Raw genomic sequence first — 22,711 nt, forward strand, 5'->3', positions numbered from 1 at the left:
ACGCCACGCTGACAAGCAGCGCGTCGCCCTAGGTCCCTTCGCTGCCTTCGTGATGACGGGTCGGCGCGGTCAAAGGGGCGTTCGAGTCAGAGCCGCGACACGTAAGCCGCCAGATCCTTGATGTCGGCCTCGTTCAAACCTTGCGCGACCTCGTTCATCGCGGGATCGTAGCCCGGCCGGCTGTTCGACTTGTAGCCGGTCAGCGCTTTGGCCAGATAATCCTCGCGCTGCGCCCGGATCCGCGGGATCGCGTCCCGCCCGGCGAGATCGGACCCGTGGCAGGAATTGCACTGGTGCTTGGCGACGAGCGCCTGCCCCCGCTCCGTCAGGGCCGGATCGGCGGCCGCTTCGGACCGGGTGGGCGGCGGCAGCGTCGCCACCGCGTCGGCGTAGCTGCGCAGGTCGTCGTCCGAGAAGCCGGCCGCGATGTCGTTCATCGGCGGCGCCTCACGCTGCTTCTCCCGGAACTGGAAGAGCTGCGTCACCACGTAGTCCGGCATCTGCCCGCCGAGCGAGGGCACGCCCTCCGTCTCCGACGTGCCCGCCCCGTGGCAGGCGATGCAGGGGGCGAGGCGCTCCTGCATCGCGGCGTCGGGCGCAGCGAGGGCCGCACCCGTCAGAAGCACGCCGAGGGCAGGGGCGAGCCCTCGGATCACGCGCACAGGCCGAGGCATCATTGGCCGTAACTGACGCGGTAGATCGCGCCGTTGTAGTCGTCCGACACGAGCAGCGACCCATCCTTGGCGACCAGCACGTCCACCGGACGGCCGACATACTTGTTGTCCTGGAGGAAGCCAGTCATAAACGGCTCCACCGAGGTCACCTTGCCGTCAGAGCCTGGCTTGGCCATCACCACGTCGCCGCCGAGCTTGGTCGTGCGGTTCCACGAGCCGTGCCGCGCGACGAAGATCGCGTCTCGGTAGGCGTCCGGGAACTGCGTGCCGGTGTAGAAGCGCAGGCCCAGCGAGGCCGTGTGCGGGCCGAGGAGCGCCGCCGGCGCGGTGAACTCCGCGCAGGAATGGCCCCAGCCGTATTCCGGATCCGTGAACGTCCCCTGGTGGCAGAACGGGTAGCCGAAATGCTGCTTGCCTGGATCGGTGATCACGTTCAGCTCGTCGTTCGGGATATCCTCCGACACCCAGTCGCGGCCGTTGTCGGTGAACCAGAGCTGCTTGGTCTTCGGGTTCCAGTCGAAGCCGACCGTGTTGCGCACCCCGCGGGCGATGACCTCGGCGTTCTTGCCGTCGAGGTCGATCCGGCGGATCTGCGCGTGCGTGTCCGGAGGCATCAGGATGTTGCCCGGCGCGCCGATCGGCACGTACAGCTTGTTGTCCGGACCGATGGCGATAAATTTCCAGCCATGGGCCTCGTCCTTCGGCAGGTCGTCGTAGACGAGGGTCGGCTTCGCGGCGCCGTCGAGGTGATTGGCGATGTCATCGTAGCGCCAGATCTTCGAGAGCTCGGCCACGTAGAGCGCGCCGTCGTGATAGGCGACGCCGTTCGGCCGGTGCAGGCCGGTCGCGAGGGTCTTCACCTCCCGCTTCCCGTCCGCGTCCGCCTTCGGCAGGACCGCGTAGACCTTGCCCACGGTCCGGGTGCCCACGAACAGCGTCCCGTCCGGCGCCTGGGTCATCTCGCGGGCATTCGCGAGGCCGCTGGCATAGACCTCGATCTTGAAGCCGTCCGGCACCTTCAGCTTGTCCAGCGGCAGCTTGGCGGCGGGCGTCGCGAGTGGCGGCCCCGCGACCGGCGCGAGCTTCGCAGCCGCGCCGCCCTCGGGCCGGCCGTAGAGGGCGTCGCCGCGCTCGACCGCCTTCACGCTCGCCGGCGGAGCGGCGGAGGCAGGCGTCTCCTGGGCGAGCGCGAGGCGGGGAACCGCCACGCCCAGGCCCAGGCAGGCAAGGGCGGCGGCGAGGGGCAGGGTCGTCTTGCAGATCGGCGTCATGGTGTCTCCCGATGCGGCCGGCCCTCCGGCAGGACCGCTTGTTCTGAACTCTTTATTCAACGATCCGTACGAGGGCGCGACCCGTTAGACCGCTGGGGGCGGAACAGCGCGATGACGACGTAACCTCCTGCGCGACGATGACCGCTGAGGTGCCGGACGGGCGCCCGCCATGATCCCGCGCCATGGGTGCCACATGCGCCGGCATGAGGTTCAGCGCGACGGCGCGGGACCGAAGACGCAGCCGAACACCCCTGAGTCTCCCGCATGTTCCTTCGCTGTCGATCATCAGCCCTCGGCATCGATGTAAGCTACTGCGACGGTTGCCTGTCGACAGCATTCACCCGACCGAAACTTCACGTCCGCGTCACCGGGCCGATCGGGGCCCTCCGCGGCCGTCCGGGATTCGATCCGGCCCTCGCCTTGCGTTTTGCCGAATGATCTCCGAAAACGCCCCCCGTCCGGGAAGCTTAGGCTTGGCCGCGGATGCCGGTCGCTGGCCGGTGCCCGGCCGATGCGGCATTCCGATCCGGTTCGAGGACACGGTTCGATGATCGATTACGCGCAGGCGCGACGGATGATGGTCGATTGCCAGTTGCGGACCTTCGACGTGAACGACAACACGGTGCTCGATGCCTTCGATACCGTGCCGCGCGAGGCTTTCGTGCCCAAGGGCCGCGAGGCCTTCGCGTATATCGACCAGACCCTGAACCTCGACGCGCCGGGCGGCGAGGCCCGATGCCTGCCGGCCCCGATGGTGCTCGCGCGCATGATCCAGGCCGCCCGGGTCCGCCCCGGCATTTCCGCCCTCGATGTCGCGAGCGGCACCGGCTACGCGGCGGCGATCATGGCGCAGCTCGGCGCGCAGGTGACGGCGCTCGAATCGAGTCCGGACCTCGCCGCCGAGGCCCGCACCCGTCTCGGCACCACGGCCGAGGTTGTGGAGGGCCCGATCGCCGCCGGGGCGCCCAAGCAGGCGCCCTTCGACGTGATCCTGATCAACGGCCGTGTCGAGGTGCGGCCGCAGGCCCTCTTGGAGCAGCTCAAGGACGATGGCCGTCTCGTCTGCGTGATGGGCCCGCACCGCAACGCCAAGGTGATGCTGTTCGTGCGCGCCGGCGATGCCTTCGGGGCTCGTCCGCTGTTCGACGCCTCGCTTCCCGGCCTCGACGCCTTCGCGGCCGAGGCCGGCTTCGCGTTCTGAAAGCAGGGCGCCGTCCTCGCGCTGCCCTCCGTCGACCCGATGCGCCCGCGACGCAGGAGCGCGTAGCCTGACCCGCCCTCAGCGCAACCGGTAGTCGCCGAGCCGAGCGCGCCGGGCGCTCCGGCGGTAGGCCATCACCGAGTCGGGCCACAGGGTCGTGTTGCGCCCGTTCGCGTCGAGGTACCAGCTGCGACAGCCGCCGGCCTGCCAGATGCTGTCGGCCATCCGGGTACGGATCCGGTCGAGGAACCGCGCTTGCGCTTCCGGGCGGACCTCGATAGCCCGGCCGCCCTTCCGCAGCGCCTTCAGGCAGTCGATCACGTGCTGCACCTGGATCTCGATCATCGACACGACCGAGTTGTGCCCCAGCCCCGAATTTGGCCCGAGCAGCATGAAGTAATTGGGGAAGCCCGCGACCGTGATGCCCTGGTATGCTCCCATACCGTCGGACCAGGCCTCGGTCAGCCGTAGGCCGTCACGGCCGACGAGGTTCATCCGCGCGAAGGTCGCGGTGACGTCGAAGCCGGTAGCGTAGACAATCGCGTCGAGGTCGTGAGCCCGCCCGGTCTCCGTCACGACGCCGGCCTCCGTGATCCGGGCGATCCTATCCGTCACCAGGGTTACGTTGTCTCGCTGAAGCGCCGGGTAATAGTCGTCGGAGATCAGCACGCGTTTGCAGCCGAGCCGGTAATCAGGCGTCAGCTTCGCCCGCAGGTCCTTGTCCCTGACGGCCTTGGCGAGATGCCGACGGGCGACTGCCTCGGCCTGACCGGTGAGCTTCGAGACCTTGGTGAAGCCCAGGAAAGCGCGCACCTCGTGCAGCCAGAACAGTCGGGCTCGCTCCAGCTGCCGAGCAAGGGGCAGACGCCTGTAGCGCGACCGTGCGCGTTCGGGAATGGCGTGGTCGTTCTTGGGCATGATCCAGGGCGGGGTGCGCTGAAACAGGGTCAGCTGCGCCGCGACTTTGGCGAGTTCCGGCACCACCTGGATCGCGCTCGCCCCGGTGCCGATCACGCCGACGCGCTTGCCCGCAAGATCGACGGAATGGTCCCAGGCCGACGTGTGGAAGGCCGGACCCGCGAAGGCGTCGCGGCCGGGAATGTCCGGATAGGCCGGGTGGTGCAGGCCGCCCATGCCGGAGACGATTGCCCGCGCCAGGATCGGCCCGCATTCCGTCTCCACGCGCCAGACGGCGCGATCCTCATCCCAGGTCGCACCCTCGAAGGTCGTGCCGAGCCGGATCAGGGGCAGCAGCCCGTGGCGCTCGGCGGTGTCCCGCAGGTAGGCCAGGATCTCTGCCTGCGGGGCGTACAGGCGGCTCCAATCCGCCTTCGGCGCGAAGGACAGGGAGTAGAGGTGCGAGGGAATATCGCACGCCGCGCCCGGGTAGGTGTTGTCGTGCCACGTCCCGCCGATGCCGTCGCCCTTCTCGATCACCAGCAGCGGGCCGATCCCGGCCTGACGGCAGCGGATCGCCATCGCGAGGCCGGAGAAACCGGCCCCGACGATCAGGACGGCGAGGGGGGATGCGGACGCGGTCTCGGTCATCGCGCGTGGCTCCCGGCCTTCGCGTGGGACGGTGGGGCATGCGCTTTCAGGAACGCCGCGGCTTCGTCGAGGGAGGCGCGCGCCTCCGGCAGCACGCCGGCGGCGAACTGCCAGGCGTGGGAGACGATCGGAAAGACCTTCAGAGAGGTCGCGATGCCAGCGGCCCGCGCCCGCTCCGCCATGCGGACCGAATCGTCGCGCAGGACCTCGCGCTCGCCCACGTGGAACAGCAGGGGCGGAAAGCCGGTGAGATCGCCGGAGATGGGCGAGATGCGCGGATCCGCCGGGTCGGCCCCGCCGAGATACATCGCCCGGATCGCCGTCAGCGCCTTCGGGTCAAACATCGCGTCACGCCAGGCATTCGTGACCCGCGAGCCATCCTCGGACACGAAGTCGGTGGCGGGAGAGAACATCGCCGCGGCCCAGGGCATCGGCAGGTTGCGGGCGCGGGCCTCGCCCATCAGCACCAGCGCGAGGTTGCCGCCGGCGGACTCGCCCGCCACGCAGGCCGCGCCTTCGGCGCTGAACGCCTGCCAGACGGCCGTGACGTCCTCGACGGCGGCCGGGAAGGGATGCTCGGGGGCGAGCCGGTAATCGGGGACGAAGACCGTGAACCCGCGGGCCGCCAGGGCCCCTGTCACGGGACGATGCGTGCGCGGCGAGCAGGCGATGAAGCCGCCGCCGTGGATGTAGAGCATCCGCCGTCCGGGTCCGGCTTTCGGCCGGACCCACTCGCCCCGCACGCCGCCGATGGTCCCGGCCTCGTAGGTCACGCCCTTCGGATCCGGGAAGGTCGGCGCCTCGAAGATGCGCCGGAAGGCAGCCGCATCCCGCGCCCGGGCGAGGGGACCGCGGACCCGGCTTCGCACCATGTAGGCGCCGAGATAGGCGCGCAGGCTCGCCATCTTAGAGCGTCCCGCCGGAGAGTCGCACGATCATGTTCCAATACCCTGCCGGCATCAGCCGCTGGATCAAAGCCGCGTTTCTAGCATCCTTGCCGATGACGACGCGCGGCGCCCGGGTCTCGATGCCACGGATGATCGCGGCCGCGGCATCGGCGGGCGCAAGGGTCAGAAGCTTGCCGAAGGCCTCGCGGGCCTTCTCGTCCTCGACCGCGGCGCGCTTGGCCGCCTCGGGATCGCTGGGCGGGCGGCGGCCGCGGGCGTTGCGGGAGATGGCGGTGGCCACCCCACCCGGATGGACTACGGTGACCCCGAGGCCCGTGCCCGCATATTCGTGTCGGAGGGCCTCCGAGAAGCCCCGCACCCCGAACTTGCTGGTGCAGTAGGCCACTTGGCCGGGAGGCGCGATGAGGCCGAACAGGCTCGACAGATTGACGATCTGCGCCGCCGGCCGGGCGCGCAGCATCGGCAGGAAGGCGTGGCACATCCGCACGACCGCGCGGAGGTTGATGTCCATCAGCCACTCAAAATCTTCGAGATGCGTCTCGTCGAACCGGCCGCCGAGGGCGACGCCCGCGTTGTTGATCAGGATGTCGAGGCGCCAGAACCGATCCTGCGCCCATTCCGGAAGGGCGCGGATCGCGTCCGCATCCACGAGGTCGATGACGCGCGTCTCGACTGCGATTCCTTGGCTGCGGGCTTGGCTCGCCACAGCCTCGAGGCCTATGGAATCGCGGTCCACCAGCAGGAGGCTGCAGCCCCGCGCCGCGAGACCCGTCGTAAGGGCTGCGCCGATGCCGCTCGCCGCGCCGGTGATCAGCGCGACCGCGCCTGCGAGCTGAAACCTCTGAGCCAAGCGTCGCCTCCCGTCTCGCCGGTTGGTCCGGGCCTTGATCGAGGGATAGCCCCCGGCCCGGAGATTGTCTAGGGTGAGCACCCTAGACGAGGCGGGCAGAGATGGCGCGAGGTGGAAGCCGCGGATCACCGGACGACGGCACGGCCGGCGAGCAGGCGATGCCGCGCACGCGCGATCGGATCCTCGCGGTGAGCTTGGCGCTGTTCAATGCTCGCGGCCTCGGCCGGGTGACCACGGCCGAGATCGCCGCCGCGTCCGGCATCCGCGAGGGCAATCTGCAGTACCACTTCCCGCGCAAGAGCAATTTGGTGGAAGCTGTGTTCGCGGGCTTCGAGGCCGAGGCCATCGCGGTCGCGGGCCGGCTGCCGGCGGATCCCGCCGCTCCGGAGGCGCTGCTCGGCTATCAGCGCGCGTGGTTCGACCTGATCTGGCGCTACCGCTGCGTCTACCGCGACGGCATCGCCATGGTGGAGATCGCCCCGGGCCTGCGTCCGCGCGTCCACGCCCTGCGGACGCGGACGCAGGCGCTGGCCCGCGGCGTCTTCGAGGCGGCGATCCGGGCCGGACGCCTCCGGATCGGCCCGGACGCCCTCGGGCGGCTCATCGACAACGCCTGGATCGTGTCCAGCCACTGGATGAACCATCGCCTCCAGGGCGGCACCGAACTCACCGAGGCCGACCTCGACTGGGGGTTTGCGCAGGTCCGCGACCTGTTCGCCCCCTATCTGGCGCCCCATCGTCCGGGTTGACGGTCGCTGGCCCGAACCTTCCATGGGCACCGGCCAAGCTCGAACCCGAAGGACGCGATGCTCGACCGCCTGACCCATGCCGGCCTCAGCCTCCTGCTGCTGCTCGCCGTCGCGGCCCTGTTCTCCACGAACCGGCGGGCGATCAGCCCGCGAGTGGTGCTGACGGGGATCGCGCTGCAGGTGGGACTTGGCGCGCTGGTCCTTTTCCTCCCGGCCGGGCAGGCGGCGTTGAGGGCTGCCGCGGACGGGGTGGTCACGGTCCTCTCGTACGGTGACCGCGGCACGGCCTTCCTGTTCGGCGGCCTCGTGGAACCGAAGATGTTCGAGCTGTTCGGCGGCTCGGGTTTCATCCTAGCACTGCGTGTGCTGCCGCAGATCCTCTACGTCTCGGCTTGATCGGCGTGCTCTACCATCTCGGGGTGATGCAGACGCTCGCCCGAGGCCTCGGCGCGGTCCTCCGGCGGATCCTCGGAACCTCACCCATCGAGTCGTTCTCCGCAGTTATCACCATCGCAATTGGCCAGAGCGAGATCGCGGTGGCGCTCCGGCCGTTCCTCGCCGTCCTGACAGGAGCCGAACTGTTCGCCGTGATGTCGAGCGGCGCGGCCTCCACCGCCGGGTCGATCCTGGCCGGCTACGCGGCGCTCGGCGTCCCGATGACCTACCTGCTCGCCGCCTCGGTAATGGCGATCCCCGGCGGCCTGCTCTACGCCAAGATACTGATGCCCTCCACGGAACCGACCCGGATCACGACCACCCGGGTGGAGTTCGGGGAGACGCGGGCCGCCAACATCATCGAGGCCGCCGCCGACGGCACCCAGAAGGGCCTCGTCGTCGCCGTCTCGGTCGGAGCCATGCTGATCGCCTTCGTGGGCCTGATCGCCCTGGCGGACGGCCTGTTCGGCGCCGTCGGGGGGCTCGTCGGCTATCCGGGCGCCTCCTTCGAGGGCGTGCTCGGGTGGGGACTCGCCCCGCTGGCATGGCTCCTCGGCGTTCCCTGGGAGCACGCGACCCTCGTGGGCGCGGCGATCGGCCAGAAGCTCGCCTTCAACGAGTTCCTGGCCTACGCCAACCTGTCGCCGACCCTGAAGGCCGGCACCCTCGATCCGCGCTCGCAGGCGATCGTCTGCTTCGCCCTGTGCGGCTTCGCCAACTTCGCCTCGATCGCGATCCAGCTCGCGAGCTTCGCCAGCCTCGTCCCGGAGCGGCGCTCCGAGGTCGCCCGCTACGGATTGCGCGCGATCCTCGCGGGAACGCTGTCGAACCTCACAAGCGCGGCGATCGCGGGGCTGTTCGTGGCGTGAAAACTCAGGACGCCTTCCGCGCCACCAGCAGCAGCGCGTTCGGCCGCGTCCGCTTCGGGACCGGCAGCCACCGGTCGAGGAGCGAGCCAATCCGGTAGGAGACGGCGAGCGCCGCCACCCACGGCCAGGTCTGACGGAAGAAGCGGTCGCGACAGCGGACGGGCGTGACCTTGGCCATCCAGTGGATCAGCGAATCATGCCGGTCCATGCCGATCTCGTGGACCGCCTCGGGCCTGCAGCCCAAGGTTCGGGCCAGCGTTTCCAGGGCGCCCGTCGTCCACCACGTCAGGTGGTGGGGCGGGGCATTGATGACGAAATTCGGGATCGTGGTGTTGGGCGAGGGCCAGAGCGGCGTGCCGATCAGAACCAGGCCGCCGGGCTTCACGCAGGCCGCCAGCGCCTTGGCGAAGCCGAGCGGGTCCGCCACGTGCTCGATCACCTGGAACGCACAGGCCACGTCGTAGACCGGACCGAGCCGGGCCGCGTGCGCCTCGACGGTCTCATCGAGGATCGCCCCCGTCGGGTCCTCGGCCGAGAAATTTGGGTCGAGGCCGGTGTAGGTGGCATTCGGCACGTAGGCGCGGAAGCCGCCGTGGCCGCATCCGACATCCAGCACGCGGGCGCCGTCCGGCACGTGGGCAGCTGCGCGCCGGAACTCCAGCCGCTCCGTCTCCGGGCCGGCCAGCTTATCGTGCGCGGCGATCTCGCCGTAGAAGGCCCGATAGAAGGCTTCGTCGCCGGCCACCGGCGGGTCGAAGAAGATCAACCCGGTGGGTGATTCCCAGAGCCGGAACGTGCCGGCGGGCAGCAGTAGCTTCCCGACATCGACGCGGCCCGAATATCGCCAGAGCAGCGTGAGGAATGCCGCGTCCAAACGCTCGACGCAGCGCCGCGCGGGGGCGCCGGTGATCGGGCAGGGCGGGATCGTCATCTCAGCTGCGTCCGCGCCGTCCGCCAAATCCATCCCCACCCGCTCCGCAGGCGGTGGCGCCTGCTCGTGCCTTAGCGGTTCAGGTTTTTATCCGGAGCGTCAAGCCGTGACGCAGGCCCTTGGCATGCGCGCAAAAGAAAAGCGCCGCTTCGGGTGAAGCGGCGCTCAGAAACGACCTGTCGACGTCTCAGTTGAACGTGTCGATCTCAGCCGACTCGTAGCTGGTGACTTCCATGCCGACGCAGATCTCGGACACGATCGGGGCAGACCAAGCCATGATTTCCTCCACTTGAGTTTCGAGGGTTAAAAATGAAATCCGTCCGAACCGGAGGTATGACCCGCGCCGGTTCGAAGACGCCTCAGTTGAACGTGTCGATCTCAGCCGACTCGTAGCTGGTGACTTCCATGCCGACGCAGATCTCGGACACGATCGGGGCAGACCAAGCCATGGCGTTTCTCCTCGCTGTTGATGGGGTGATATAGGTGATATCTTGGACGCAATACAAGTGAGCGCAACACTTATATTTCTCATATGGAGCCTTGCGCAGCCCTCGGAAGAGGCCCTGGTGCCGCCTTGCGACACCCGTCGCGGACCCGCCCCGGAAAGCCCTCAGTAGGAACGGTTTCGGCTTGACGGACATTCCCGGCGGGCGCACGACGCACCCGCGCGACGGCGTCTCCGGCGGCGGCGCGCCCCCTTTTCAGCAGCGACCCGCGAAGCGACGTGCCAGACCGATCGTGCCTGCCGTGCCCGGCCACGCGCCGTCTTCCCGCCTGAGCCGCTGAAGGGGCCTGGCCGCGGGGCGACCGGCGCGGCGGCCGGTCACGGCCCTGACCAGGATGACCGGCGACGCGTCGCCTCGTAACCCACGAGGCGAGGCCATGAACGAGATCGCCCCCTTCGATACGCGCGTCGATCCCTCCGTGCTGTCCGCCCGCTTGTCGGACGAACGGGCCCCCGACATCGTCGAGAAGCTGAACGAGGAGGCTCCTGAGGTCGCCGCCGCGATCCTGCTCGGCCTGCCGATGGATCGCGCCGTGGAGGTGCTCGATCAGCCGGAACTCGACTGCGCCGCCGACATCATCGAGATGCTGCCCCGCGACCGGGTGGCCGCCTACCTGTCGGGCATGTCGGCCGACCGTGTGACCGACGTCTTCCGCGAGATCGAGGAGCCCGGACGCTCCGACCTGCGCGCCCGCCTCGACGCCGAGACCCGCGGCGCCGTGGACCGGCTCTCGGCCTACGGCGAGGAGACGGTCGGCTCGCTGATGACCACCGAGTTCGTCACGGTTCCGGGTACCTGGACGGTCGGCCAGACGCTGGAGCACATCCGCCACGTGGAGAAGACCCGCGAGACGATCTACGCGATCTTCGTACTCGACCCGCGCACCCGCGCGCTCACCAAGGCGGTGCCCCTGCGGCGCCTGATCTCGGGGGATCCGGGCGACAACGTGCTCAGCGTTGCACCGGGGCGTCGGCCGCTCGCCGTCTCGCCGACGGCGAGCCGCGAGGAGGCGGCCCGGCTAATCTCCAAGTACGACCTCCTGGCCCTGCCGGTGGTCGACGCCGTGGGGCATGTCATCGGCATCGTCACCGTCGACGACATGATCGACGCGATGATCGAGAAGCAGACGCAGGACGTGCAGCGCTTCGGCGGCATGGAGGCCCTGCCGGAACCCTACATGGATATCGGCTTCTTCACGATGATCCGGAAGCGGGCCGGCTGGCTCTGTGCGCTGTTCCTGTCGGAGATGCTCACGGCCTCGGCCATGCAGGGCTTCGAGGGGGAGCTGGAGAAGGCGATCGTCCTGACGCTGTTCATCCCGTTGATCATGAGCTCGGGCGGCAATTCGGGTTCACAGGCGACCTCGCTGCTGATCCGGGCGCTGGCGCTGCACCAGATCCGCCTGCGCGACTGGTGGCGGGTGGCGCTGCGGGAACTGCCGACCGGTATCGTCCTCGGCGCGATCCTCGGGGTGATCGCGGTGATCCGAATCGTCGCGTGGCAGAAACTCGGGCTCTACGATTACGGCGAACACTGGCCTCTGGTCGCCGCCACGGTGGGCGCGGCGCTCGTCGGGATCGTGACGTTCGGGTCGCTGTCGGGCTCGATGCTGCCGTTCCTGCTCCAGCGGATCGGCTTCGACCCGGCCACCGCCTCGGCGCCTTTCGTGGCGACCCTGGTCGATGTGACCGGGCTCGTGATCTACTTCTCGGTGGCGCTGCTGATCCTGCGCGGGACGCTGCTGTAGGGCAGGGGGGACCTACCCCGCCACCGCCTCGGCGAGCCGCTTCCTCTGCACCTTGCCGTTCGGCGTGCGCGGCAGCGCGTCCAGGAAGCGGATCTCCCGGGGGCGCTTGTAGGCGGCGAGCCGCTCGGCGCACCACGCGAGCAGCGCCTCCGCGTCGGGCTCGGCGTCGGGCTGGAGCACCACGAAGCCGCAGATCACCGACACGTCCGCCCGCACCGATAATTCGGCGACGCCCACCTCCGCCACGGAGGGATGGGCGGACAGCACGACCTCCACCTCGTTGGGCGAGACCCGGTAGCCCATCGCCTTCATCAGGTCGTTGTTGCGGCCCTCGAACCAGAGGTAGCCGTCCTCATCGAGCCGGGCGAGGTCGCCGCCCACGAACCAGTCGCCGCGCAGCACCTCGGCCTCTTCCTCGGGGCGGTTCCAGTAGCCGAGCATCAGCGCCGGCTCGGAGCGGTGGACGGCGAGCAGGCCGGGCTCGCCGACCGGCAGCGGCACCGGTTCACCCTCCACGGGCAGGATCGCCACCCGGCGCCCGGGCTGCGGCTTGCCGGGCGAGCCGGGGCGGACCGGAATGGTCGGGCCGCTCGAGATGTAGGTCGAGATCTCGCTCATCCCGAGCGCCTCGTAGAGGGGCTTTCCGGTGGCCGTCGTCCAGGCGTCCAGAAGCTCGACCGGGAGCGGCTCCCCCGCCGTGCAGCCATGGCGCAGGCTCGACAGGTCGTGCGCACCGAAGTCGCCGTATTTCAGGATCTGCCGGTAGAGAGTCGGGACCGCGGCGAACAGCGTCGCGCCATACTGGGCGATGAGCTGCGGCCAGACGGCCGGGTCGCGCGGCCCGTTGTAGAGCACCGCGGTGGCGCCCACCGACCAGGGGTCGCTCAGGCCGACGCCCAGCGTGTAGGTCCAGTTCATGGTGCCGGCATGCAGCATCACGTCGGATTCGCTGAGCCCGAGCCAATGGTCGAGCATCGGCCGGCGGCCGTAGGCGGCGCGGTGGGCGTGGAGCACGCCCTTCGGCCGACTGGTCGTGCCGGAGGTGTAGATCAACATCGCCGGATCGTCGGCGGCGGTATCGGCGTAGTCGGGAAGGGGAGGGCCGGCCTTGAAGGCGGCGATGGCGGCGGCATCGAGGAGCAGGCGGCCGCCGAGCGCCTCCGGTGAGACGGTGCAGCCGCTGCCGATCACCACCGCGGCGGCGCCGGAATTCTCCATCAGGAACGCCGCCTCGCCTTCGGTGAGTTGCGGCGAGGAGGGCAGTGCCACCAAGCCGGCCGCCAGGGCACCGAAATAGACGAGGACGTAGTCGGCCTCGTTGCCCATCCGGATCATCACCCGGTCGCCGGGCTTCAGGCCGAGGCCGAGCAGGCCGGCCGCGATCCCCCGGACCGCCCGCTCGACATCGCCGAAGGTGAGGCGATCCGCCGTGTCGTCGCCGACCATGATGAGCGCGGTCTTGTCGGGACGAAGCCGTGCGTTCTCGGCGAGGCAGTACCGCGCGGCATTGAAGCGGGCCGGCGGATGGCGGTCACTGGGCAGGCTGTCGGACACCGGGCGCTTCCCCCAAAGCAAGCTTTTAGCCCGGTGTCCTGCCTGAACTTGCTTGCGTCAACTGGGGGCTTTGGGGAGCCGCTTCGCAGCGAGTCCCGTGCTGGATCCTGGGTCGCATTCCGCTTTCGCTTCGCGCGCGCGGGAAAACATGGCGCTTCAAATGGAGCTGCCCCCTCCCCGGACAGGTGGCGCGTCAGCGGAACCTGATCCGGACCCGGCACGAAGAGCGCCACGAAGCGGCTCCGGACATCATGTCCGCCGCTGCGCCTGCCCCTCCTGCTCCTCGAAACCCTTCAGCATCTTGTCGAGCGTCAGCGGGTATTCGCGCACGCGGATCCCGGTGGCGTTGTAGATCGCGTTGGCCAGCGAGGCCCCGGCGCCGCAGATGCCGAGCTCGCCCAGCCCCTTGCTCTTCAGCGGGTTCGCCTTGTCGTCGAGTTCCGGCAGGAACACCGCGTCGATCTCCGGAATGTCGGCGTGGACCGGCACGTGGTACTCGGCCATGTCGTGGTTGACGAAGTAGCTGTAGCGCGGATCGATCACCGCATCCTCCATCAGCGCTGCACCGACCCCGAAGGTCATGCCGCCGATCGCCTGGCTGCGCGCCGTCTTGGCGTTGAGGATGCGCCCGCCGGTGAACACGCCGAGCATCCGCCGCAGACGGATCTCGCCGGTATCGACATCGACGCCGACCTCGGCGAAGTGCGCGCCATAGGAGTATTGCGAGAATTTCTGCTTCATCTCCCCCGGCTTGATCTCGCCCGAGGCCTCCAGCCCCGATCCGGCGAGGTCGGTCAGCGCCTCCGTGCGGTTGCCCGAGGTGACCGCGCCGTCGCGGAACGTGGCGCCGTCCGGGTTGAGATCGCCGGCCTTGAGCAGCGCCTGCCGGAGATTGTCGCAGGCGACATAGAGCGCCGAGCCCGACGAGGCGGCGCCGAACGAGCCGCCCGAGCCCGAGGCGAAGGGGAAGTCGGTGTCGCCCATCTCGACCCGCACCCGCTCCGCCGGCAGCCCCAGCATCTCGCCGGCGATCTGCGTCAGGATGGTGTAGGTGCCGGTCCCGGGATCGGTCATGGCCATGCGGACGACCAGCACGCCGTCCGGCCCGAGGCGGACCTTCGCGGCGGACGGCATCAGCGGGTTGAGGCGCGCGGCCGCCGACATGCCCATGCCGACGAGCCAGTTGCCCTCACGGCGGCTGCCCGCCGCCTGCCGCTTGTCCCAGCCGAACAGGCGCGCACCCTCGCGCATGCAGGGCACGAGCTGGCGCGTGGAGAACGGCACTTTCTTCTCGGGATCCTCGGCCGGCTCGTTGCGCACCCGCAGCTCGATCGGGTCGATCTTCAGCTGCTCGGCGAGCTCGTCCATGGCGCACTCGAAGGCGAGCTGCCCCACGGCTTCGCCGGGGGCGCGCATCGCCGAGGCGATCGGCATGTTGAGGTTCACGAGCCGGTGGCGCGTCACGCGGTTCTGCGCCGCGTAGAGCGACCGGGTGACGTTGGCCGAGGTCTCGAAAAACCCGTCGCCCTCGGCGGTGTCCGACCAGGATTCGTGCGCAATCGCCGAGAGGCGCCCGTCCTTGTCGGCGCCGAGGCGGATCCGCTGGATCGTGTCGGTGCGGTGCGTCGCGACGTGGAATTCCTGCTGGCGGGTCAGCGCCACCTTCACGGGACGCTGGATCAGCTTCGCGGCCAGCACCGCCAGGGTCGCTTCCGGCTGGACCTGCAGCTTCGCGCCGAAGCCGCCGCCGATATAGGGGCTGACGATGCGGACCTTCTCGGGTGCCAGCTTCAGCACCGAGCCGAGGGACTTCTGGCCGCGGTTCGGCATCTGGTTGGCCGTATAGAGCACCGGTCCATCACCCTCCCAGGCGGCGATGGTGGCGTGCGGCTCCATCTGCGCGTGGATCTGCGGCGGCGTGACGTACTCGACGTCGAGCTTCACCGGCGCGTCCGCGAACGCGGCGTCGAAGTCCCCGAGCTTGGAATCCGGGGGCGAGTTGACAGGCTTCGGCTCGTAGGCCGCCGCGACGTTGTCCTTGAGCAGCCCCTTGGGCTTGCCTGCATCGTACTGGACCTTGACCAGCATGGCGGCGGCGCGGGCCTGCTCGAAGGTCTCGGCCACCACGAAGGCGACGGGCTGCCCGTAGAACTTCACCTCCCGGCCCTGGAGCTGCGGCCAGACCTGCTCCTTCTTCTCACCCTGCTCGGGCACGTTCTCGTGGGTCAGGACCAGGATCGTGCCCGGCGCCCGGCGGGCGGCCTCGGCGTCGATCGCCCGGATCGTCCCGGCCGCGATCGTGGCCGGGACGATGAAGCCGTAGGCGGGGTTCTTGAGCGCGCGCGTCTCGTACGCGTAGGGCGCGTGGCCCGTGACCTTGAGCTTGCCCTCGACCCGGTCGAGAGGCTTGCCGACGAGGCCGTCGGGACGGTCGTCGAGGGGCGTCCGGCCGATCGGCTGGTTCATCTCCATGGGGACGGTCCTTCGGCGTTCTTACGCGCGGGTAGCCTGCGCCACGACGGCGCGCAGGGTCCGCCGGGTCAGCGGGATCTTGAAGTCGTTGCTGCCGTAGCCGCGGGCGCCGTTGAGCACCGCGTCGGCGGCGGCGTCGGCAGAACCGGTCTGCACAAGGGCGGTCTCGGCCTCGGCCACACGCCAGGGCTTGTGTGCCAGCCCGCCGAAGGCGAGGCGGGCTGCCTGAGGCTTGCCGCCCTCGGCGCCCGCGATCACGGCGGCCACCGACACGGTGGCGAAGGCGTAGGAAGCCCGGTCGCGGACCTTGCGGTAGATGTGCGTGCCGGCCACCGGCTTGGGCAGCGTGACCGCCGTGATGATCTCGCCCTTGCGCAGGTCGGTCTCGATCTGCGGCGTGTCGCCGGGGAGCCGGTGGAAGTCGGCGATCGGGATGCGGCGCGCCTGTCCATCCGGATCCATGGTCTCGACGGTGGCGTCGAGGGCCCGCATGGCGACGTTCATGTCGGAGGGGTTGGTGGCGATGCACGCCTCGCTCGCGCCGACCACCGCCATGATGCGATTGAAGCCGCCGATCGCCGAGCAGCCCGAGCCCGGCTCGCGCTTATTGCAGGGCATGGCCGTGTCGTAGAAGTAGTAACAGCGGGTCCGCTGGAGCAGGTTGCCGGCGGTGGTCGCCTTGTTGCGCAGCTGCCCCGAGGCGCCGGCGAGCAGGGCCTTCGCCAGAACGGCGTAGTCCTTCCGGACCCGTGGGTCGGCGGCGAGGTCGGAATTGCGCACCAGGGCTCCGATGCGCAGGCCGCCATCCTGCGTGGCCTCGACCTTGTCCAGCGGCAGCCGGTTGACGTCGACGAGTGTCGCCGGGGTCTCGATCTGCAGCTTCATCAGGTCGAGGAGGTTGGTGCCGCCGGCGATGAACTTCGCGTTCGCCCGCTCGGCCGCGAGCCTGGCGGCGTCCTGCACGGTGGCGGGACGCTCGTAGGTGAAAGCCTTCATGTCCGCCTCCTCAGAGGTTGCTGGCGGCGGTGTCGCGGATCGCCGCGACGATGTTCGGGTAGGCGCTGCAGCGGCAGATGTTGCCGCTCATCCGCTCGCGGATCTCGGCGTCGCTCAGCGTCGGGGTCGAGGCCAGATCCTCGGTGACGTGGCTCGGCCAGCCGGCCTTGGCCTCGCTCAGCATGCCGACCGACGAGCAGATCTGGCCCGGCGTGCAGTAGCCGCACTGGAAGCCGTCATGCTCCAGGAAGGCGGCCTGCATCGGGTGGAGCTTCTCGCCGTCCGCGAGTCCCTCGATCGTCGTGACCTGGTCGCCCTCGTGCATCGCCGCCAGCGTCAGGCAGGAATTGATCCGCCTCCCGTCGACCAGCACCGTGCAGGCGCCGCACTGCCCGTGATCGCAGCCCTTCTTGGTGCCCGTCAGCGCCAGATGCTCGCGCAGCGCGTCGAGGAGCGTGGTGCGGGTATCGAGGTTGAGATCGTGCGGCTGCCCATTGATGGTGAGACGCACCGGCATTGTCTGCGGCGCGGGATCGCCCGGTGCCGCCGCCGCGGGTGCTGGCCGGAACCCGAAGGCGCCGAGCACGCCGGCCGCGGCGCAACCCTCCACCACGGCGCGCCGCGTCAAGGCGAACGGCGTCTTCGGTGTCGCGTCTGTCATGCTGCTATCCCGCTCGTGCGCGGCGCATGGGACGCGGCGCAGCCTGGAATCCGGTGCGCCAACGTCCGGCTGCAAGGATTAGATCCGATCCAGACTGCGCCCGTTCAGCGCGGCCGGGTCAGGCACGGCGTCGCCCGCCGTCTTTGCGAGCGCAGCGAAGCAACCCAGGGCCGCGCGACTTCGCAGAACGTGGCGCCGCTGGATTGCTTCGCTGCGCTCGCAAAGACGGGCGCTTTCGTCCGCGGCACAGCGCAACGATATAGATGGGTCTTGTGCCAGCCCTCGGAGCCCCGCCGCATGGCCGCAACCGTCCCGACCCTCGCCCTCAATGACGGACGCCGCATCCCGCAGATCGGCTACGGCTGCTGGCAGCTCTCGGATGCCCAGGCGCCTGACCTCGTCGGTCGGGCGCTCCAGGCCGGCTATCGCCTGATCGATACCGCCGCCGTCTACGGCAACGAGGCCGGTGTCGGCCGCGGCGTCCGCGATGCGGGCGTCGCGCGGGAGGAGATCTTCCTCACCACGAAGCTCTGGAACGATCGCCAGGGGCGCGACGAGGCGCGGCGCGCCTTCGACGAGAGCCTGCAGCGCCTGGGCCTCCCGTATGTCGACCTTTACCTGATCCACTGGCCGTGCCCGCAGCGGCGCCTGTTCGTCGAGACCTGGAAGGCGTTGATCCAGCTCCGCGAGGAGGGGCGGGCCAAGTCGATCGGCGTCTCGAACTTCGCGGCCGAGCACATTGCCACGTTGGTCGGCGAGACCGGCGTCGCACCGGCCGTGAATCAGATCGAGCTGCACCCGCATTTCCAGCGCAAGGCCCCGCGGGCCGACGATGCCCGTCACGGCATCGTGACCGAGTCGTGGAGCCCGCTGGGCCAGGGCAAGGAGCTGAACGACCCGATTATTCTCGCGATCGCGAAGGCCCGCGGGAAGACGCCCGCGCAGGTGGTTTTGCGGTGGCAGATGCAGATCGGCTGCGTGGCGATCCCCAAAACCGCCCGACCGGAACGCATCCTCGAGAACATCGCGTTGTTCGACTTCGAACTCGGCGCCGACGAGATGGAGAGGATCGCAACCCTCGATCGGCCCGACGGCCGGATCGGACCCGACCCGGCGACCTTCTGCTGATCGCACGGGTCTTCGGCGGCGCAGCATAACACCGCGCCGCAAAAGATTTATGCTCACAGCTAGCATATCTAGACAGGCGTCCTCGGCCCCCATAAGTTAGGCGGCACAATGCTCAAACTGAGCATAATGGAGGACGCCATGGCGGCGACCGTTGCACCCGTCTCCCGCACGACGATCCCGGGCCTGCCCCTGCCGGATCTCTACGCCCGCGTCAGCCGGCACGTTCCGGCGATCGAGTGGCCGGCGCTCGCTCCGGACATCGAGGCGATCCTGCGCCTGAAGCGGGAGCGCAACGCCGTGATTCTGGCGCACAACTACCAGGCACCGGAGATCTTCCACACGGTGGCGGACATCGTCGGCGACAGCCTCGCCCTCGCTCGTGAGGCGGTAACCGTCGATGCCGACGTGATCGTGCTGGCGGGCGTCCACTTCATGGCCGAGACGGCCAAGCTCCTGAACCCGGCCAAGACCGTGCTGATTCCCGACATGGGCGCCGGCTGCTCCCTGGCCGACTCGATCACCGCCGCGGACGTGCGCGGCCTGCGCGCCAAGTACCCGGGCGTGCCGATCGTGACCTACGTGAACACCTCGGCGGCCGTTAAGGCCGAGTCAGACCTGTGCTGCACCTCCGGCAACGCCGTCGCAGTGGTGAAGTCGCTGAACGCCCCGCGCGTTCTGATGATTCCCGATGAGTTCCTTGCGCAGAACGTCCAGGCCGAGATCCCGGAGGTCGAGATCCTCACCTGGGCCGGCCACTGCGAGGTGCACGAGCGCTTTACGCCCGCCGACATCCGCGATGTCCGCGACAGCTATCCCGGCGTCACGGTGATCGCGCACCCGGAATGCCCGCCGGACGTGGTGGCCGAATCGGACTTCTCGGGCTCCACCGCGATGATGATGGACTTCGTCGTCGAGAAGCGGCCGAAGCAGGTGGTGCTCGTCACCGAGTGCTCCATGGCCGACAACATCGCGGCGCAGAACCCGGACATCGAGTTCATCAAGCCCTGCAACATGTGCCCGCACATGAAGCGGATGAGCCTGCGCAACATCCGGCGGTCGCTCGAGACGATGACCCACGAGGTCACGGTCGATCCGGCGCTGGCCGATCGCGCCCGGGCCGCGGTGGAGCGCATGCTCCAGGTGCGCACGCGATGAACGCCGTCTCACCCACCCTGGCCGACCGCATCGTCGTGGTCGGCGGCGGTGTCGCAGGGCTCAGCGTCGCGCTGCGCCTCGCGCCCCGTCCCGTGACGTTGGTCACCGCGTCTCCTCTCGGCCTCGGCACCGCCACCGGATGGGCCCAGGGCGGCATCGCCGCCGCGGTCGGTGCCGACGACGCGGCTGCGCTCCACGCGGCCGACACCGAGGCGGCCGGCGCCGGGCTGACCGAGCCCGACGTCGCGCTCCGGGTCGCGCAGGAAGGGCCGGCGCTGATCGACTGGCTGGTGCGGATCGGCGTCCCGTTCGACCGTGCCGAGGACGGCGCACTGGCCCTCGGGCTCGAGGCGGCCCATGGCCGCCGCCGCATCGTCCGCTCCGGCGGCGACGCCACCGGGGCGCGCGTCCTCGAAGGGCTGGTCCGGGCCGTTCTCGGAGCGCCTTCGATCGAGATCGTGACGGCGCGGGCCTGCGACCTGTTACGGGACACGAACGGGGCGGTGGCCGGCATCGTCGCCGAGCGCGACGGCGCCCTGTTCCGCATCCCGGCTCGCGCGGTGGTGCTCGCCACCGGCGGCGTCGGCGCCCTCTACGGGGCAACCACGAACCCGCCGGGCGCGGTCGGCCGCGGGCTGGCGCTGGCCGCCCGGGCCGGGGCTGTGATGCGCGACATGGAATTCGTGCAGTTCCACCCGACCGCCATCGCGGTCGGCGCCGACCCGATGCCGCTCGCCACCGAGGCCCTGCGCGGCGAGGGCGCCCGCCTCATCGACGAGGCCGGCGCGCCCGTGATGGCCGGCATCGCGGGCGGAGACCTCGCGCCGCGCGACGTGGTCGCCCGTGGCATCTTCCAGGCGCTGCAGCGTGGGCGGACCGTCTACCTCGACGCCCGCGGGGGTCTGGGCACCGCGATGCCCGACCGGTTCCCGACGGTGGCGGGGCTCTGCGCCGCCGCCGGCATCGACCCGGCCGTCCAGCCGATCCCGGTCCGCCCGGCGGCGCACTACCACATGGGCGGCGTGAAGGTTGACGCGTACGGCGCGACCTCGGTGCCGGGCCTGTATGCCTGCGGTGAGGTCTCCTCCACGGGGCTTCACGGCGCCAACCGCCTCGCCAGCAATTCCCTGCTGGAGGGGCTCGCCTACGCGCGATTCATCGCCGACGGGCTCGATGCGCCGCCGCCCGCCGCCATCGTGCCGGAGGCCGTGAGCATGCGTGCGGGCAGCCATCTGCCGGCACTCCGTGACATGATGGAGAGCAAGGTCGGGGTCGTGCGCGACGACGCGGGCCTCGCCAGTGCCGTCGCTGCCCTGGAGCCGCTGGCGGAATCCTGCGACGCCGCCCTGGTGGCCTTGCTCATCGCCCGCGGCGCGCTTGCCCGCCGGGAGAGCCGCGGCGCGCACTGGCGCAGCGACTTTCCCCATATCGCCCCGCCGGCCCACACCGAGACCACGCTGGCCGAGCTGGTTGCCGCGCCTCATGCCATCCCGTCCGCCGAGGAGGCGCTGACGCCATGACCCGATCGGTTCTCCCCGAAGAGATCCTCCCCTTGCCGCGGCTCCTCGTGGAGCCGGTAGTCCGTGCCGCCCTGCTGGAGGATCTCGGCCGGGCGGGCGACATCACGACCGACGCCATCGTGCCCGCGGGCGAGCGGATGCGCGGCGTGATCGCCTCCCGGCAGGACGGCGTCATCTCCGGCACCGACGCCGCCGCCATCGCGTTCGCGCTGGTGGATCCGGCCGTGACCGTGACAGTCGAGCGCGGCGACGGCGCCCGCGTTGCGCCGGGTGACGTGGTGCTGCGCCTCGATGGGCCGGCCCGGGCGATCCTCACCGCCGAGCGCGTCGCCCTCAACCTGCTCTGCCGGATGTCGGGCGTCGCCACCGCCACCCACGGTCTCGTCGCGGCGGCGCGTCCGCACGGCAAGGCGTCGATCGTCTGCACCCGCAAGACCACCCCGGGTCTGCGCGCCCTGGAGAAGCACGCGGTGCGCGCGGGCGGCGGCTCGAATCACCGCTTCGGCCTCGACGACGCGGTGCTCATCAAGGACAACCATGTGGCGGTCGCTGGCGGGATCGTGCCGGCCATTCAGCGTGCCCGCTCGCGCGCTGGCCACCTCGTGAAGATCGAGTGCGAGGTCGACAGCCTGGAGCAACTGGAGGAGGCCCTGTCGGTCGGCGTGGACGCCGTGCTCCTCGACAACATGAGTCCCGAGCAGCTCTCTCGCGCGGTGGCGATGATCGACGGCCGCGCCCTCTCGGAGGCTTCGGGCCGGATCACCCGGGAGACGGTGGGGGCGGTCGCGGCCTCGGGCGTCGACCTGATCTCCTGCGGCTGGATCACCCACTCGGCGGCGATCATCGACCTGGGCCTCGACGCCGCCTGAGCGGTTGCCGCGGCTCCCGCCCTCGGAGCTGACATTCCCCTGTCATCACGTTCGGGTGACAAGTCTTCGGCGTGGTCGCGTCGGAGTTGATGCGAGTCTATCGCCGCACAACCGACTTGCTATGGTTTCGCCAAATGCGACGCCATTGACGAGACCTGCCCGTGAGCCAAGCCCTGCATTCCGCGGCTGCCCCGGCGGTCGCCCTTCCGGCAGCGCGGGTGCCCCGCAAGCCCGGCGCGGTCAGGCAGGGTCCCGGTGCGGCGCTGATGCTCGGCGCGCTGGGTGTGGTGTACGGCGACATCGGCACGAGCCCGCTCTACGCGTTCAAGGAGGCGGTGAAGGCGGCGACCAGCGGGGGCGCCTCGGTGCCGGCGGCGGCCACGGGCGCGGTGTCGCTGATCCTGTGGTCGCTGATCCTGATCGTGTCGCTGAAATACGCGGTGCTGATCCTGCGCGCCGACAACCGGGGCGAGGGCGGCATCGTGGCCATGCTGGCGCTGCTCGGGGCGCGGCAGGCGCGCCCGGGCACGTGGAAGGCGCTGCTGCTGGTGGTGGGCCTTGTGGGCGCGGCGCTGCTCTACGGCGACGGGGCGATCACGCCGGCGATCTCGGTTCTGTCGGCGATCGAGGGCCTGAAGGTCGATGCGCCGGCGCTCGGACCCTACGT

Annotated in this window: 20 protein-coding genes and 1 pseudogene; 9 read left to right on the forward strand and 12 right to left on the reverse strand. The window is 70.0% G+C overall.

Annotation, left to right across the window (positions count from 1 at the left end):
• Positions 1-86 precede the first annotated feature (86 nt).
• Positions 87-674, reverse strand: a complete 588-nt coding sequence (locus ACLBX9_RS32380) for a c-type cytochrome (protein WP_447721788.1) — start codon at positions 672-674, stop codon at positions 87-89.
• On the reverse strand, positions 674-1,945 hold the full coding sequence (locus tag ACLBX9_RS32385) for a PQQ-dependent sugar dehydrogenase (RefSeq protein WP_447721774.1): 1,272 nt from the start codon (positions 1,943-1,945) through the stop codon (positions 674-676). Before ACLBX9_RS32385 ends, ACLBX9_RS32380 begins: the two co-directional genes overlap by 1 nt.
• Before the next feature lie 547 nt (positions 1,946-2,492).
• On the opposite strand from ACLBX9_RS32385, the gene ACLBX9_RS32390 reads away from it, so the two are divergent.
• Positions 2,493-3,146, forward strand: a complete 654-nt coding sequence (locus ACLBX9_RS32390) for a protein-L-isoaspartate O-methyltransferase family protein (RefSeq protein WP_447721775.1) — start codon at positions 2,493-2,495, stop codon at positions 3,144-3,146.
• Positions 3,147-3,224: 78 nt separating this feature from the next.
• Here ACLBX9_RS32390 and ACLBX9_RS32395 read toward each other — a convergent pair whose 3' ends face one another.
• Genes ACLBX9_RS32395 through ACLBX9_RS32405 form a run of 3 tightly spaced genes read right to left on the reverse strand, consistent with a single transcriptional unit; the run spans position 3,225 to position 6,452 of the window.
• Positions 3,225-4,694 carry a flavin-containing monooxygenase gene (locus tag ACLBX9_RS32395; RefSeq protein ID WP_447721776.1) on the reverse strand — a complete coding sequence of 490 codons (1,470 nt, stop codon included), beginning with the start codon at positions 4,692-4,694 and terminating at the stop codon, positions 3,225-3,227.
• Positions 4,691-5,599, reverse strand: coding sequence for an alpha/beta hydrolase (locus ACLBX9_RS32400; protein WP_447721777.1), 909 nt, complete (start codon positions 5,597-5,599; stop codon positions 4,691-4,693). Before ACLBX9_RS32400 ends, ACLBX9_RS32395 begins: the two co-directional genes overlap by 4 nt.
• Before the next feature lies 1 nt (position 5,600).
• Positions 5,601-6,452: an SDR family NAD(P)-dependent oxidoreductase gene (locus tag ACLBX9_RS32405; RefSeq protein ID WP_447721778.1), complete on the reverse strand. Its 852-nt coding sequence runs from the start codon at positions 6,450-6,452 to the stop codon at positions 5,601-5,603.
• Between the two features lie 158 nt (positions 6,453-6,610).
• Between ACLBX9_RS32405 and ACLBX9_RS32410 the strand changes: the two genes are divergently transcribed.
• Both ACLBX9_RS32410 and ACLBX9_RS32415 read left to right on the forward strand, forming a co-directional pair.
• Positions 6,611-7,201, forward strand: coding sequence for a TetR/AcrR family transcriptional regulator (locus ACLBX9_RS32410; RefSeq protein WP_039892614.1), 591 nt, complete (start codon positions 6,611-6,613; stop codon positions 7,199-7,201).
• A gap of 57 nt (positions 7,202-7,258) precedes the next feature.
• Positions 7,259-8,505, forward strand: a pseudogene (locus ACLBX9_RS32415) (NupC/NupG family nucleoside CNT transporter).
• A 4-nt stretch (positions 8,506-8,509) separates the two neighbouring features.
• On the opposite strand, the gene ACLBX9_RS32420 reads toward ACLBX9_RS32415, so the two are convergent.
• From ACLBX9_RS32420 to pqqA (ACLBX9_RS32430), 3 genes are all read right to left on the reverse strand, one after another.
• Entirely contained in the window at positions 8,510-9,436 is a 927-nt protein-coding gene (locus ACLBX9_RS32420) for a class I SAM-dependent methyltransferase (RefSeq protein WP_447721779.1), read from the reverse strand.
• 187 nt (positions 9,437-9,623) lie between these two features.
• Entirely contained in the window at positions 9,624-9,713 is a 90-nt protein-coding gene (pqqA, locus tag ACLBX9_RS32425; protein WP_007559223.1) for a pyrroloquinoline quinone precursor peptide PqqA, read from the reverse strand.
• An 82-nt stretch (positions 9,714-9,795) separates the two neighbouring features.
• Entirely contained in the window at positions 9,796-9,885 is a 90-nt protein-coding gene (gene pqqA / locus ACLBX9_RS32430) for a pyrroloquinoline quinone precursor peptide PqqA (protein ID WP_007559223.1), read from the reverse strand.
• Between the two features lie 433 nt (positions 9,886-10,318).
• Between pqqA (ACLBX9_RS32430) and mgtE the strand changes: the two genes are divergently transcribed.
• Entirely contained in the window at positions 10,319-11,689 is a 1,371-nt protein-coding gene (gene mgtE / locus ACLBX9_RS32435; protein ID WP_010682706.1) for a magnesium transporter, read from the forward strand.
• Between the two features lie 12 nt (positions 11,690-11,701).
• On the opposite strand, the gene ACLBX9_RS32440 is transcribed toward mgtE, so the two are convergent.
• The 4 genes from ACLBX9_RS32440 to paoA all read right to left on the reverse strand — a co-directional run bounded on the left by ACLBX9_RS32440 (position 11,702) and on the right by paoA (position 17,372).
• Positions 11,702-13,243, reverse strand: coding sequence for a class I adenylate-forming enzyme family protein (locus ACLBX9_RS32440; protein ID WP_010682707.1), 1,542 nt, complete (start codon positions 13,241-13,243; stop codon positions 11,702-11,704).
• 249 nt (positions 13,244-13,492) lie between these two features.
• Positions 13,493-15,715: a molybdopterin cofactor-binding domain-containing protein gene (locus tag ACLBX9_RS32445; RefSeq protein WP_447721780.1), complete on the reverse strand. Its 2,223-nt coding sequence runs from the start codon at positions 15,713-15,715 to the stop codon at positions 13,493-13,495.
• Between the two features lie 21 nt (positions 15,716-15,736).
• Positions 15,737-16,711, reverse strand: coding sequence for an FAD binding domain-containing protein (locus ACLBX9_RS32450; RefSeq protein ID WP_010682709.1), 975 nt, complete (start codon positions 16,709-16,711; stop codon positions 15,737-15,739).
• A 10-nt stretch (positions 16,712-16,721) separates the two neighbouring features.
• On the reverse strand, positions 16,722-17,372 hold the full coding sequence (gene paoA, locus ACLBX9_RS32455; protein ID WP_447721781.1) for an aldehyde dehydrogenase iron-sulfur subunit PaoA: 651 nt from the start codon (positions 17,370-17,372) through the stop codon (positions 16,722-16,724).
• Positions 17,373-17,669: 297 nt separating this feature from the next.
• Between paoA and ACLBX9_RS32460 the strand changes: the two genes are divergently transcribed.
• The 5 genes from ACLBX9_RS32460 to ACLBX9_RS32480 form a co-directional block, all read left to right on the forward strand.
• Positions 17,670-18,500, forward strand: coding sequence for an aldo/keto reductase (locus ACLBX9_RS32460; protein ID WP_039892353.1), 831 nt, complete (start codon positions 17,670-17,672; stop codon positions 18,498-18,500).
• Positions 18,501-18,638: 138 nt separating this feature from the next.
• Complete coding sequence (nadA, locus tag ACLBX9_RS32465; protein WP_039892617.1) at positions 18,639-19,655, forward strand: quinolinate synthase NadA; 1,017 nt, start codon at positions 18,639-18,641, stop codon at positions 19,653-19,655.
• Complete coding sequence (locus ACLBX9_RS32470; protein ID WP_447721782.1) at positions 19,652-21,175, forward strand: L-aspartate oxidase; 1,524 nt, start codon at positions 19,652-19,654, stop codon at positions 21,173-21,175. Before nadA ends, ACLBX9_RS32470 begins: the two co-directional genes overlap by 4 nt.
• Positions 21,172-22,044 (forward strand): carboxylating nicotinate-nucleotide diphosphorylase, encoded by an 873-nt coding sequence (nadC, locus tag ACLBX9_RS32475; protein ID WP_447721783.1) that lies wholly within the window; start codon positions 21,172-21,174, stop codon positions 22,042-22,044. The genes ACLBX9_RS32470 and nadC overlap by 4 nt, the downstream gene beginning before the upstream one ends.
• 161 nt (positions 22,045-22,205) lie before the next feature.
• The coding region (locus ACLBX9_RS32480; protein WP_447721784.1) for a KUP/HAK/KT family potassium transporter at positions 22,206-22,711 on the forward strand (506 nt) is incomplete at its 3' end.

Source organism: Methylobacterium sp. A49B, from assembly GCF_053346215.1.